Origin of the sequence: Photobacterium indicum (genome assembly GCF_003026215.1) — a bacterium.
Taxonomy (GTDB): Bacteria; Pseudomonadota; Gammaproteobacteria; order Enterobacterales; family Vibrionaceae; genus Photobacterium; species Photobacterium indicum.
Genome location: NZ_PYOC01000016.1, coordinates 68,886 through 82,809, shown reverse-complemented (window position 1 = coordinate 82,809; position 13,924 = coordinate 68,886). Strand labels below are relative to the sequence as shown.

General features: G+C 42.8%; 11 protein-coding genes. 4 read left to right on the top strand and 7 right to left on the bottom strand.

Translation table 11 applies throughout. The annotated features are described in order from the left end of the window. Positions 1-8: 8 nt before the first annotated feature. From gspF to gspC, 4 genes are read right to left on the bottom strand one after another with little or no spacing between them, the layout of a single operon-like run. Complete coding sequence (gspF, locus tag C9J47_RS24745) at positions 9-1,238, bottom strand: type II secretion system inner membrane protein GspF (RefSeq protein ID WP_107256421.1); 1,230 nt, start codon at positions 1,236-1,238, stop codon at positions 9-11. Beyond that, on the bottom strand, positions 1,238-2,737 hold the full coding sequence (gene gspE, locus C9J47_RS24740) for a type II secretion system ATPase GspE (protein ID WP_281259029.1): 1,500 nt from the start codon (positions 2,735-2,737) through the stop codon (positions 1,238-1,240). The genes gspF and gspE overlap by 1 nt, the downstream gene beginning before the upstream one ends. Next, a complete protein-coding gene (gspD, locus tag C9J47_RS24735; RefSeq protein WP_107256419.1) occupies positions 2,737-4,749 on the bottom strand; it encodes a type II secretion system secretin GspD in 2,013 nt (670 codons plus the stop codon). The genes gspE and gspD overlap by 1 nt, the downstream gene beginning before the upstream one ends. A 42-nt stretch (positions 4,750-4,791) precedes the next feature. Next, entirely contained in the window at positions 4,792-5,688 is an 897-nt protein-coding gene (gene gspC, locus C9J47_RS24730; RefSeq protein WP_107256416.1) for a type II secretion system protein GspC, read from the bottom strand. A 258-nt stretch (positions 5,689-5,946) separates the two neighbouring features. Between gspC and hslR the strand changes: the two genes are divergently transcribed. The 4 genes from hslR (at position 5,947) to C9J47_RS24710 (ending at position 11,471) form a co-directional block, all read left to right on the top strand. Continuing rightward, positions 5,947-6,357, top strand: coding sequence for a ribosome-associated heat shock protein Hsp15 (hslR, locus tag C9J47_RS24725; protein ID WP_107256414.1), 411 nt, complete (start codon positions 5,947-5,949; stop codon positions 6,355-6,357). 109 nt (positions 6,358-6,466) lie between these two features. Further along, positions 6,467-7,345: an Hsp33 family molecular chaperone HslO gene (gene hslO, locus C9J47_RS24720; protein WP_107256412.1), complete on the top strand. Its 879-nt coding sequence runs from the start codon at positions 6,467-6,469 to the stop codon at positions 7,343-7,345. Positions 7,346-7,665: 320 nt separating this feature from the next. Continuing rightward, entirely contained in the window at positions 7,666-9,297 is a 1,632-nt protein-coding gene (gene pckA, locus C9J47_RS24715) for a phosphoenolpyruvate carboxykinase (ATP) (protein WP_107256410.1), read from the top strand. A gap of 194 nt (positions 9,298-9,491) precedes the next feature. Next, complete coding sequence (locus tag C9J47_RS24710) at positions 9,492-11,471, top strand: AsmA family protein (protein WP_107256408.1); 1,980 nt, start codon at positions 9,492-9,494, stop codon at positions 11,469-11,471. Here the strand turns inward: C9J47_RS24710 and C9J47_RS24705 are convergent. The 3 genes from C9J47_RS24705 to C9J47_RS24695 all read right to left on the bottom strand — a co-directional run bounded on the left by C9J47_RS24705 (position 11,426) and on the right by C9J47_RS24695 (position 13,825). Then, the gene (locus C9J47_RS24705; protein WP_107256406.1) at positions 11,426-12,346 is read right to left on the bottom strand and encodes a bifunctional GNAT family N-acetyltransferase/hotdog fold thioesterase; all 921 of its coding nucleotides are present in this window, start codon (positions 12,344-12,346) and stop codon (positions 11,426-11,428) included. The genes C9J47_RS24710 and C9J47_RS24705 overlap by 46 nt on opposite strands. An 81-nt stretch (positions 12,347-12,427) precedes the next feature. Then, positions 12,428-12,865, bottom strand: a complete 438-nt coding sequence (gene dtd, locus C9J47_RS24700) for a D-aminoacyl-tRNA deacylase (RefSeq protein ID WP_107244076.1) — start codon at positions 12,863-12,865, stop codon at positions 12,428-12,430. Beyond that, the gene (locus C9J47_RS24695) at positions 12,866-13,825 is read right to left on the bottom strand and encodes a virulence factor BrkB family protein (RefSeq protein WP_107244075.1); all 960 of its coding nucleotides are present in this window, start codon (positions 13,823-13,825) and stop codon (positions 12,866-12,868) included. Between the last annotated feature and the right edge of the window lie 99 nt (positions 13,826-13,924).

The window sequence follows — 13,924 nt, the reverse complement described above, 5'->3', positions numbered from 1 at the left end:
GGGAAAAACTACATACCAACCATATTATTCAATTCGATAATCGGCATTAGCGTGGCGATGACGATAAACATCACAATGCCAGCCATAGCGACAATCAATAATGGTTCAAAAACACCCAGCGCCATATTCACCAAAGATTCAAAATCACGATCTTGGTTATCTGCCGCACGGGTCAACATTTGCTCCAGTTCACCACTTCGTTCACCACTGGCTATCATGTGTAACATCATAGGCGGGAACAGTTTGGTTTGTTCAAGCGAGATACGCAGGCTAGCACCTTCACGTACTTTTTCTGATGCCTCAATAATCTGCTTATTTACCCATGTATTGGTCATTACATCTGAAGCGACTTTCATCCCATCTAGCAGTGGAATCGCACTCGATGTACATATCGAAAGAGTACGCGCAAAGCGAGATGTATTCAGACCACGAGCAACCTTACCGATCACTGGAATGTGTAATATCCAGCGATCCCACTTCAACCGGTATGCTGGCTTCTTTAGCGCACTTTTGATCAACGCGATAATCGAAATAATCACGATAACCACAACAATGCCCCAATTTTGAACAAAATTACTGGCTGCTAATAATATTTCGGTAATAGTTGGCAGCTTTTGCCCCATCTGGACAAACTGATCAACAATTTTAGGCACTACCGTTGCCAGCAAAAAAGCGACAACGGCAACCGCCACCAACGTTAGCATGGTCGGATAAATCATTGCTTGCTGAAGCTTGCTACGCATTTGTTGACGATTTTCAGTATAATCAGCCAAGCGGTTTAAAACGGTATCTAAGTGACCCGACTTCTCACCGGCTGCCACCATGGCACGAAAGAGCTGATCAAAAATATGAGGATATTCCGCCATACTGTCTGACAAGGTATACCCTTCAACAACCCGAGAACGTACTGCTAATAGCATATTGCGCAATCGTGGCTTTTCGTTTTGTTCACCAACCGCTTTTAAACATTCTTCAAGTGGCATACCCGCCTGAACCAGTGTGGCTAATTGACGCGTAACAAGTGATAACTCGTTGGTACTAATTCCACGACGAAATTGAAATTTAGCGCTAGTACCCGTCTTTGTCGATGTGCTTCGCGTTGCTGTTTGCACAACCTCAACCGGCATTAACCCTTTCTCGCGCAGCTGTTGCCTAACCTGACGAGCATGATCGCCTTCAAGCACACCTTTTTTCTGGCGACCTTTTGCATCTAGCGCCTTATATTCAAATGCAGCCATTAGCCCTCCTTGGTTACACGCATCACTTCTTCAAGTGTCGTGATACCGCGTTTAACTTTGGCTAGACCGTCGTCTCGAATACTTGGCGTATATTTTCGAATAACTTTCTCTATCGACTGCTCCCCCGCTTCTGAGTGGATAAGCTCTTGAACATTATCATCAATCAATAACAGCTCATGGATACCCGTACGACCACGATAGCCTTTGTTATTACAGTGCTCACAGCCGACAGCACGATACAGCGTTAATGGCTCATCGGTACCGATATTAAAGAGTTTCTTCTGCTCGGGATTCGCCTCATAAGGTTCTCGGCACTGTACACATAAAGTACGGACTAAACGTTGCGCCAATACTCCTAACAATGACGATGAAACCAAAAAAGGCTCGATACCCATATCACGTAATCGAGTTATCGCACCAATCGCAGTATTGGTGTGTAAGGTTGATAACACCATGTGACCGGTTAGAGACGCTTGAACAGCAATCGATGCTGTTTCTAAATCTCGTATTTCACCAATCATAACGACATCAGGGTCCTGACGTAAGATGGCCCTCAAACCACGAGCAAACGTCATATCAACTTTAGTATTAACCTGTGTTTGCCCTATCCCATCGATATCAAATTCAATCGGGTCTTCAACGGTAAGAATATTACTTTCTTGGCTATTCAGCTCTTGTAAACCAGCGTACAAGGTAGTGGATTTACCCGAACCTGTCGGACCGGTTACAAGAATAATGCCGTGTGGACGCTGGATAATATGGCGAAAAGTTTTATGGTTCTCAGCAGTCATACCCAAACTATGGAGATCAAGCCGGGTAGCGTTTTTATCAAGCAAACGTAATACAACGCGCTCACCATGCGATGACGGCATCGTCGATACACGAACATCTACCGCACGACCGCCAATTCGCAGTGAAATACGACCATCTTGAGGAACACGCTTTTCTGCAATATCAAGACGTGCCATTACCTTAATACGTGAAACTAGCAACGGTGCTAATTTACGGCTAGGCTGCAACACCTCACGCAATACACCATCAACCCGGAAACGGATTGATAATGCTTTCTCAAAGGTTTCAATATGGATGTCTGACGCCGCCTCTTTAATCGCTTCCGCTAACATGGCATTAATCAATTTAATGATTGGTGCGTCATCCTCCGATTCCAGTAAGTCTTCAGTTTCAGGCAAATCTTCGGCAAGCGAGAAAAAATCATCATCGGCGCCTAAGTCTTCCATTAACTGCCGCGCTTCAGATGAACCACGTTGATACGCCTCGGTGAGTTTTAATTCAAATTCTTTACTGGTCAATTCTATTGGCGTAAAGCCACTTCCCACAACACGCCGAACTTCCGCTAAGACGACCGCAGAAAGTTGTCCGCTATAGGATAATGTCCAACCACTTTCACTGGCTTCAAGCACAACACTGTGTCGCTTCGCAAATGAAAATGGCAGACGGAACAACGATATTGCCGTGTCTTCCATGCTACCGATATCCATTACTGATTCTCCAACTGCGCAACAAAGGCGCGTACTTCTGGCGGCAGCTCAATATTCTCACCAAACTTAGGCAATACTGGCATTTTAGTATTTGGCATTAAGTTTAAGCCCTGATCTGCTTTATATAATTGCTCTGCGCGAATGTAGTTATATTTACGCTGAGTAATGCCATCGGCAGTTACGCCATCGCGAATAATAGTTGGCTTAATGAATACCATTAAATTCGTTTTGGATGTGGTCGTATTGGTCGATTTAAACAAGAAACCCAAGAATGGAATATCACCTAGGATTGGGATTTTAGACTCACTCTCTTTGGTCTCTTCGCTAATCAAACCGCCTAAAGCAATCATCTGTCCATCTTGAACCAACACCGAGGTATTAATCTGGCGCTTAGCAAAACGCACATCAACGGCGCCACTTGCACCTAATACGCTTGACACTTCTTGCTCAATTTTAAGCTGAACAGAGTCACCTTCATTAATCTGCGGGGTAACATTTAGCTTGATACCAACTTCTTTACGTTCCACCGTTTGGAAAGGATTATCATTGCTTGAGCTTGAAGTCGAACCTGTTACCACTGGCACTTCTTCACCAACAATAAATGATGCTTCACCGTTATCCATCACCGTGATACTTGGTGATGACAGTATGTTCGAATTACTGTCTGTTGCGACAGCATTCACCAACATCGTCCAGTCACCCATCACGATACCCAATGCCGCACCGTTAACGCCGCCAAGTACGCTCGCCAGGGTATCGAAACTACCTTGCTGATCAGGATTCACCGTCACGTTGCCGTTCACGTCAGTTACCGTGCTGCCTTTTACATCCTGCGCTTCTTGCAAACCAATTGCGTATTGGGAAATAGGGACACCCGAGTTACCAAATTGAATAACGCCCCCATCTGCTGAACCATACTGCACCCCGAAGTTGATGCCATCACCTTCAGATAATTCAACAATCATGGCTTCAATCAGTACCTGTGCACGACGAATATCTAGCTGAGCAATAATACTTTCTAACGCACGCATAATATCTGGCGGCGCTGTTACGATAAGGGAATTTGTTCCGGTATGAGCGGAGATCATCACTTCGCCCTTACTGCTTCCAACTGGTTTTTTACTTCCACCTTGCTTTTCAGCTTGCAGGTTATCTGATACGCCTTTGAGCACATCAACCATATCTTCAGCATTGGCATATTTCAGGTAGATAACCCGATTATTACCAGACGTTGCCATCTCTTTATCCAACTGATTAATCAGTTTTTTTAGACGTTTCCTTACCTGAGGATCACCCGATAACAACACGGCATTGGTACGTTCATCAGCAACCACTTTAGGCTGTAAAAACCCTGGCGTTGTTTTAGCACTGGCATTTTTATTTAACGCATCAACAATGCGCACCATTTCAGCCGCCGAGGCATTACGCAGCTCCACAACATCCACTTCTTTATCACCAGCACGGTCGACACGCTCAATGATCTCGGCCAAACGGTTCACCACCGCGGCACGCCCCGTAATCATAATGATGTTAGCAGGATCGTAGTGCACAACGTTACCTGCGCCCGCATTATCATTCAACTGACGCAGCAACGGCGAGAGTTCACGCACCGATACATTACGAACGGCAATAACACGGGTGACGACTTCATCACCAGAGACTTTATCGTTACCGTCTACAACCGGAATAGCAGATGTCTTCGCGTCTTTATCACGAATCACTTTTAGTACGCCGTTATCCATTTCAACAACAGCAAAGCCATACACTTCTAAAACATTTAAAAAGAATTGATAATATTGTTCGTCATTTAGAAGGTCATAGCTACGTACATTGACTTGACCGCGCACCGCAGGGTCGACAATGATCGTTTTTTGTAGATTTCGCCCTACAATATTAATGAATTCTTGAATATCAGTTCCTTTAAAACTGGCACTAAATTCACTGGCCATTACTGAGCTACATAGCAAACTACCTGCTAAAAACAGGGCGCTTTTACTCATCCATTTTTTCACAAAAAACTCCTGCGCTTAATCGCGTGTTCCACTGTTGAAACACTATTGCAATTCAATATAAATATCGTGTAATTGACCTTCTCGCTCTACCGTTAATGTAAAGTCGGTCGCTTCAGATAACTCGGTCCATAATTTTGCCATTACCGTAGGGTCTGTTAAGTCATTACCATTTAAACTAACCGCTAAATCATTAGCCTTTAGACCAACAGCATCAAATAGCACCCTATCTTTACCCGGATTAACACGATACCCCACAAGCTCATTATCCTTTTTCACCTGAGAAAGACGAATATAGGTAAAGAGGTTTTGGGGCTTCTCTAGAATATCCTTTTTAATTTGATCTAATTCTGATGAAGGCGCAGCCTTTACCGTTTCAACGGGTTTTGATTTGCTTCGAGCTGGCTGCTGAGATTGTGATTGACCAAACTTAACGCCATCCAACATCAATGTTTCATCACGACCGCTATTTCGAATAATAACGCGATCAACATACACAGCCTGTAATGTTGCACGAGTGCCATCAATCGCTTCATTTAAACCATAGGTATTTTGCTTACCGCGGTTAGTGATTACCGCTAACGTCGTTTCAGCGCGATTACTCGCAACCACGCCCACTAACGTTAAATTCAAACTGGTTTGTGGCGCATCCTGCTTAACGGGTTGTTGTTTAATGACAGGGGCGTTTTGTTGATACTGACCAAACAAGTTCATTGCTAGCACATCGGAGACTTGAAATGATGATGTGTTCCCCCCTGACACTGAAGCCACTTTCATTTGCCAAGGTGCTAGATTGTCTACAGGTTGAATGAATGACCATATCAATCGCCCTAATATCCATGCCAACATCACGATTAATAACCATGTCGTTATTTGTGTAAATGTTTTCGCTGACAATGGGCGCTTTGTATAAAGCGTTTCTAACCACTTTGTTGCAACCATTCTTAAGTCCATTTCACCAAAATTTATACATCGCCTGATCTAACAGGATACCTGTTCAGCTCCTATTAAGGCAGGGCTGCATTAATAAAATCATGTAATATATCCACCGAGATCACGAAAAAAAAGTAATAACGATCAATAGACTAACTGTAGCAGAGAATTAATTGTCTATTTAACATTGAAATATCCCATCAATATCTCCATTTACTAAACTTAATATGCTACTTTTAGCGCCCTTTTTGGGGTAAGGAGCTCGTTGTGAGTCATCAATCATCAAACTCAGACCCTCTTCAAGTGCGTCTTGATAAATGGTTATGGGCGGCACGATTTTACAAAACACGCTCAATCGCTCGTAACATGATCGATGGCGGAAAAGTGCATTACAACGGTCAACGCTCTAAACCCAGCAAAATCGTTGAAGTAGGTGCAGAGGTTCGCGTAAGGCAGGGCAACGAAGAAAAAACTATTACGATTGAGAAATTATCAACCGCTCGTCGTGGTGCCCCAGAAGCACAAACCTTATACGAGGAAACCACCGAAAGTCTTAAGCTACGAAGTCAGAATGCTGAGATGCGTAAGCTAAATGCTTTTGGTAGCCCTAGCCCTGAAAAACGCCCAGATAAAAAGCAACGACGCGATATCATTAAATTCAAGAACATCAATGAGTAATCTATTAGGTCTCTATTACAGAAAAAGTTTCATTATATGAATGTAATCGTCCAAATAAAATCCTAAATGCATTGTTCTAACTATTATACCGGCTGGAGAATACACGCTAATGACAAACGATAATCTGTACCGTTACCTATTTGAAGGTGTATCTGTACGTGGTGAGCTCGTACAACTGGGCAACACTTATCAGCAAATCATTGCTAGTAAGGAATACCCTGCGCCGGTACAAAAATTATTAGGCGAATTACTGGTGGCAACAAGCCTGTTAACTGCCACATTAAAATTTGAAGGTTCTATTACTGTCCAGCTTCAAGGTGATGGCCCTGTTCGTCTTGCAGTTATCAATGGTGATCATGAGCAGAAAATGCGTGGTGTTGCACGTTGGGAAGGCAAAGTGCCGACTGACGGTACCATTCACGATGTCATTGGTAAAGGCCACCTAGTTATTACTATCACACCAACCAAAGGCGAGCGTTACCAAGGTGTGGTTGGTTTAGAAGGGGACACTCTTGCTGAATCACTTGAAGGTTACTTCGCAAATTCAGAGCAACTAAAAACCCGTATCATTTTACGTACTGGTGAATTTGAAGGTAATGCAAAAGCAGCAGGAATGTTGCTGCAAATTCTGCCTGATGGTCAAGGTAAAGAGGGTGATTTTGAACACCTTGAACAATTAACAGAAACAGTGAAAAACGAAGAACTGTTTGGTTTAGATGCGCAAGATGTACTTTACCGCCTTTATCACCAAGAAGAAGTGAAATTATTTGACCCTCAATCTGTCGAATTTCACTGTGGTTGTTCACGCGAACGTAGCGCATCAGCAATCTGTTCAATTGAACGTATTGAAGTAGAAAAAATCATCGCTGATGAAGGTAAAGTTTCACTGCATTGTGACTACTGTGGTACCAGTTATGACTTTGATAGCATTGATGTAGCAGCACTTCACGAGAATGCCGCGAAGAATGATAGCGATCAGGTACACTGATAATTATCGTCACGCAAAAACATTGATAAATCAGAAGAATAGCCGAATGTAATTCGGCTATTTTTTTAACTGAAGCACACTTTCACTCCTCGATTACATCTTCTTACACGTTTTTTCCCCTGCTTTTTTTAACAGAAATATTAATTTCAGCCTCTAGCGCAAACGCTTCACATCATTGTAAACTTAACCGCCATCGAGACTTGTAATTTTTACTTATTATTAACATCTTAGTGGTTGTTTTTTGATGGATCTCCCTGAATTACCCCTTTAGGGTTGTTAGCATGGTCAACAGATAAACTACATCTTACCCAGGAGCACCTATGACTGTTACGAATGTCGAAAAAAAGGTTGCAAAAAACGTGGATCTGTCTGAATACGGTATCAACAATGTTACGGATGTTATTCGTAACCCATCTTTCGAAGTTCTATTCGAAGAAGAGACTAAGCCCGGCCTAGAAGGATACGAAAGAGGTATCGTTACTGAGCTTGGTGCTGTATCTGTTGATACGGGAATTTTTACAGGTCGTTCGCCTAAAGATAAGTTCATCGTTAAAGATGACACTACCCGCGATACCCTATGGTGGGCAGACCAAGGCAAGAACGACAATAAAGCGATTGATCAAAAAGTCTGGAATGAGTTAAAAGTATTAGTCACTAAGCAACTATCTGGCAAGCGTCTGTTTGTTGTCGATGGTTACTGTGGCGCAAACCCTGATACCCGCCTATGTATCCGTGTAATTACGGAAGTTGCATGGCAAGCACACTTCGTAAAAAATATGTTTATTCGCCCAACAGAAGAAGAGCTCGCAAGCTTTGAACCTGATTTCGTGGTAATGAACGGTGCGAAGTGCACTAACGAGAAGTGGGAAGAGCAAGGTCTGAACTCTGAAAACTTCACAGTCTTCAACCTAACAGAAAAAATGCAGCTTATCGGTGGTACTTGGTACGGCGGTGAGATGAAGAAAGGTATGTTCGCAATGATGAACTACTTCCTTCCGCTTAAAGACATAGCGTCTATGCACTGTTCAGCTAATATGGGCGAAAACGGTGATGTAGCAGTATTCTTTGGTCTTTCTGGTACAGGTAAAACAACGTTATCAACTGATCCTAAACGTGCGCTTATTGGTGATGATGAGCACGGTTGGGATGACAACGGTGTATTCAACTTTGAAGGCGGTTGCTACGCAAAAACCATTAACCTTTCAAAAGAAGCAGAACCTGACATCTATAATGCCATCCGTCGTGATGCACTGCTAGAAAACGTAACAGTTCGTGCTGACGGCGCTATTGATTTCGACGACAACTCGAAAACAGAAAATACCCGAGTATCTTACCCAATCTACCACATTGAAAACATTGTTAAACCAGTGTCTAAAGGTGGCCATGCAAACAAGGTTATCTTCTTGTCTGCTGATGCTTTTGGTGTACTTCCTCCGGTATCAAAATTAACGCCAGAACAAACTAAATACCACTTCCTATCTGGTTTCACAGCAAAACTAGCAGGTACTGAACGCGGTATTACAGAACCAACGCCAACGTTCTCAGCATGTTTTGGTAATGCATTCCTAACACTTCACCCTACACAGTATGCAGAAGTACTGGTTAAGCGTATGGAAGCGGCTGGAGCAGAAGCTTACCTTGTTAACACTGGTTGGAACGGCACAGGCAAACGAATTTCAATTCAAGATACTCGCGGTATCATCGATGCAATCCTAGATGGCTCTATTGATAATGCAGAAACAAAAGAGATGCCAATCTTTAATCTTGAAATACCGACATCGCTACCAGGTGTTAACCCTGAAATTCTAGACCCACGTGATACGTATACTGACCCGCTACAGTGGGAAAGCAAAGCACAAGATCTAGCGAATCGCTTCATCAATAACTTTGAAAAGTACACCGATACAACAGAAGGTGCTGAACTGGTTGCTGCTGGTCCACAGCTCGATTAATCATCCCTTTTACGATTGATTGACTAAAAGCCCTTCCCGAAAAGAAGGGCTTTTTTTATTCGGATAACTGGCTGCAATATCGACCAACATTTAGCCGAAACACAAAATTAACTAACAGATCAATAAAATCAAAAACATCCCCTTGCAGCTCTACGCTTTTTACGCCAATCTGAAGGAAGACCTTTGGAGGCTATATGCGTGTAGTGGGAAAAATATTCGGTACCCTTATCATTTTGATGCTGCTTAGCATCACTATCACCCTGACATTACTGCACACCCAATACGCCACTAAACTCGTCATCAACACCATTGATGCTACAACAGATTATCAACTTAAAGCAGCAAACATTAACTATCACATCAGCGATCCTTGGCATTTGCAACTCGAACAGCCACAGCTAATGTATCAACGGCAGTCTTTACTATCTGCCAATAACATCCAGCTATGGCTAGCTCCCTCAAAATTGCTGAATAACGGTTGGTCTTTTGACAGCATTTTGATTGATACCATTACCCTAAATCAGCCCGTGGATTTCACCACCTTACCCGCTTTACATGTTCAACGTTTAGCCCTAAATAACCTGACACTGCATACCCCTGAAATCAGCATCGAACAAGCCCGTCTACAGATCGATAATTGGCAGAGCCGTTCGCAATCATGGGGAATATTCAGTGGTGACTTTCAACTGTCTGCACCCAATATTCAATGGCAAGGTACAACATTGAAAGACGTTTTAATTGATGGTGATTATCAAGATAAAAACTTGAAGTTCTACGGGTTATCCTTTGAATGGCAGCACGCTACCTTTAGTGGTCAAGCTGAATATAAGCAATCGGCAACACAACCTGATTTACTCACATTACACCAATTAACGGTCACTGGCTTACAATTACAAGACCAGAACCAACTCACCCTATTTCGCTCTTATATTGATCAAGTGAAAGCCTCCGCTCTCACCATCGACATTAAACGCCTTGATGTACTTGAAAGTAATATAGAGATGCCTAATTACACACTTAATAACATTAATCTTTCGGTACAACATTGGCAGTGGCCTGCCACTCATTGGCAACAACATGAAGCGTTGGTTTCTCTAAATGCTAGCAGTATTCAATGGTTAAATACTGTCTTTGAAGATCCACTTGTCAACAGCACCTTTTCACCGCAACAAATAACCGTAAATGGGCTATCAACAAAAGTTCTCGAAGGGTATGTTCAACTTGATGGCACATTAACCCCTGATGTATTGGCGCTTAATCAAGTAACGGTAAATGGAATTAAATGGGTATTACCCAACAATTGGCCAACACATTTACACACACTGAATTCACTGTATTCTGATATCAGCATTACTCAATTAGATATTGGCTACGCCCAGCTGACGGACACCAATCCAGCCAACCCATTTCAAATCGCAGGCTTAAACATTAACGGGGAAGACCTCATCCTGAAAAGGCATGGACAAGTTGGATTATGGCAAGGCACGTTAACCGCAAATTCAGGAGCGGCAAGCGTCAATAAAGTCAGTATGATAGGTCCGTATACCACAATGAATAGTCAGGCAGGTAATTGGCAATTAAAGCAGTTAATCCTGCCTTTTAAAGATGGATTATTAGAAGCGTCTGGTAATGTAGATTTAAATCGTTCAGGTCAGCCTTGGAAGCTATCACTACAAGGTGACAACATACCAGCGACAACTCTATCCCAATGGTTAGCAATACCTTTTCCCGTTACTGGTGCTATGGATGTCAGCTTTAATGGAACAGGCTTAGCCCAGCACCAAACAAGCCTTGCTTATAGCTTTACAGGTGATTTAATCGCGACATTTAGGCAGCTACAGCTCAGTAAACTAACCCCGCAACAGTTGCTTCAATACTGGGGTACTTCACAACAGCCTCAACCGACGAGCAATCAGAGCCAAAACGTTGATTCGCTTTCACTGTCTTTATCACCTTTATCTATTTCCGCAGATAGAGGGCGTATGGCAATCAACAAGATAGAGTTAAGAAGCAAAGGGCTAAAAGCAAATTTAAAAGGGAGATGGGATTTAGCAGATACAACTAAACAAACAATAGAGCTGCAAGCAAAACAAGGTTGCCAGCAGCTCACACGATCTTGGGGTACTGTTCAGCAGCTTCTATCAGCATCAACTTGTAAAGGAAATAACATATAAGTACCAGTAAACGTAGAAGCTAACGTCTCGCCACTGTAAACATTCACTTCAACAATCACTCGACCCTTGCGCCCTTTGGCAAGGCGATCAAAGTCACCACTGAGTGTTTCAATTGATACAACGGCACGTGGCCGCTCTTTCACCGGAGACACGTAACGGATATGACTATCAACTAATACAATATCAGCTTCTAGTTTACGTTCTTTTATCAGCATCCAAATAAATCCCCAGCCCGCTAACGTTGCCATAGTAAAAATACTACCTGCAAACATAAACTCACTCGGATTCAGATTCGCATTAATTAATGCGCTCACTTCAAAACGATACCCCGTGTATTGACTTATCTTGACCCCCATCTTGTCACTGATTGGAATCTGGTATTGCCATAATTCTTGCAGTTCTTGGCACCATTCAGGATGACGGACAACATCGGTTAATGGATCGAGGTGTTTTAGCATTTGCTGGTGACGTACCGGACCACGCTCATCACTCAACTCGCCTTGGCTAGTAAAGGCATTTTTCAGATAAAAAGGAATCGCATCTTCTCGGGCATTACACACTAACCGCTTTGCACCATCTTGGCGCGCCAACGATTCCAGCGCCATGAGCACGATGGCTCCCATTCCTTTGTGACGATAATTAGGGTGCACAGCCATAAAACGAATCTGACCATCATTGTCTGGTGTCATATACAGCCGACCAATGGCAATAGTTTCGCCGTTATCTGTCACGATCATACGGTGCGCACTTAGTTCATCGTAGGCATCCCGCTCAGATCCCACAGGCATACGCCATGCTTCACGCAACATTCGCCAGCGAAAATCATAATAACGTGCTAATTCGTCGGCCGTTTTTGGTGTGATCAGTCGAAACATGCATCCCTCTCTCTGGCGTTTCCGCTAATTAATCGTCTATCCATTGCGATTCTAGTTATCTATATAACCAGTGGTTTACCACTACACCTGAAGCCAAAACGTCACAGGTCCATCGTTCAATAAAGCCACTTTCATATCTGCTGCAAAAACACCCGTTTCAGTCTGGATATCTTTATCCTTACAACATTCGACAAAATAATCATACAAGCGTTCCGCATCAGCAGGTGCTGCTCCAACAGAAAAACTTGGGCGCATACCACTTTTCGTGTCTGCCGCTAACGTAAACTGTGAAACAACTAAGACACTGCCCCCCGCTTGCTGAACATTTAAATTCATTTTCCCCGCATCGTCTTCAAATATACGATAGCCTAAAACTTTATCACGCAGACGTTTCGTTTTTGATTCATCGTCTTCTTTCTCTACCCCAAGCAGAACCAGTAAGCCTTTACCAATAGTTCCTGTTACTTGGCCATCAACCGTTACACTGGCTTCACTTACTCGTTGAATTAACGCAATCATTTACTTTGTTCCTTCATTATTTTCAGCTTCTGAGCTTTTTTCTTGCTCATTTTTTGCCATTCTTTTTACATCGCAGTCTTTAGATGCCATCGGCTCACAAGAAGACAGTTGCCACTGCTTTCGCTCACCAAGACTTGCTGTAATTTCTGCACCAAGTAACACGATACACCAGCACAAGTACACCCAAACAAATAAAATAGGGATCACAGCTAATGCGCCATATATCACCTGATAAGACGGGAAGTTTGAAATATAAAGTGCAAACCCTTTTTTACTCAACTCAAATAATGTGCTTGCCACTAAAGCACCGAATAATGCATGGCTGAACTTCACCTTTAAATTGGGTACCAGCAGATATAAACCTAAGAAAGCACAGCTCGACATGATGACAGGCAAAGCGCGTAATGTTTGCTGAAAAAGACCATTCACCGCTTCGCTATTAAGCAAGTTTAATGAACCCAAATAAGAGCTCACTGCAATACTTGAACCCACAAGGATAGGGCCTAACGTCAACACCATCCAATAAATAGAAAATGAAATCACAGGCCGGCGTTTTTCATGCACTCGCCAAATGTAATTTAATGCCTGATCGATGGAAGACATTAACATCATCGCCACCACAAATAATGCCCCAACCCCAACAGCAGTCATCTTTCCGGCATTCGCGACAAACTCATTCAAATACGTTTTTACGACTTCACCAGCGGCTGGTACAAAATTTTCAATCACAAAATTTTGTAGTAACTCCCCCAACCCCGCGAACACAGGAAAAGCAGATAACGCAGAAAGAACAACAGTAATCATGGGGACCAATGACAGTAACGTCACATACGCCATCGAACCTGCTGCAATAGTTAAACGATCATGTTTAACTCGCCGATGAAGGTAGGTTAAATATGCAAAAGTCTGTTTTAGACATTGAAGAAAATGTACCTTGCCAGTTATCTTATTCTCAGCCATATTCATCTAATTAATTTTTATACTATTTTAATTCTAATACGAATTTATCGCTACGAAAGGAAAGCGTACGATTCAGATACCATACATCAATAAGGAATT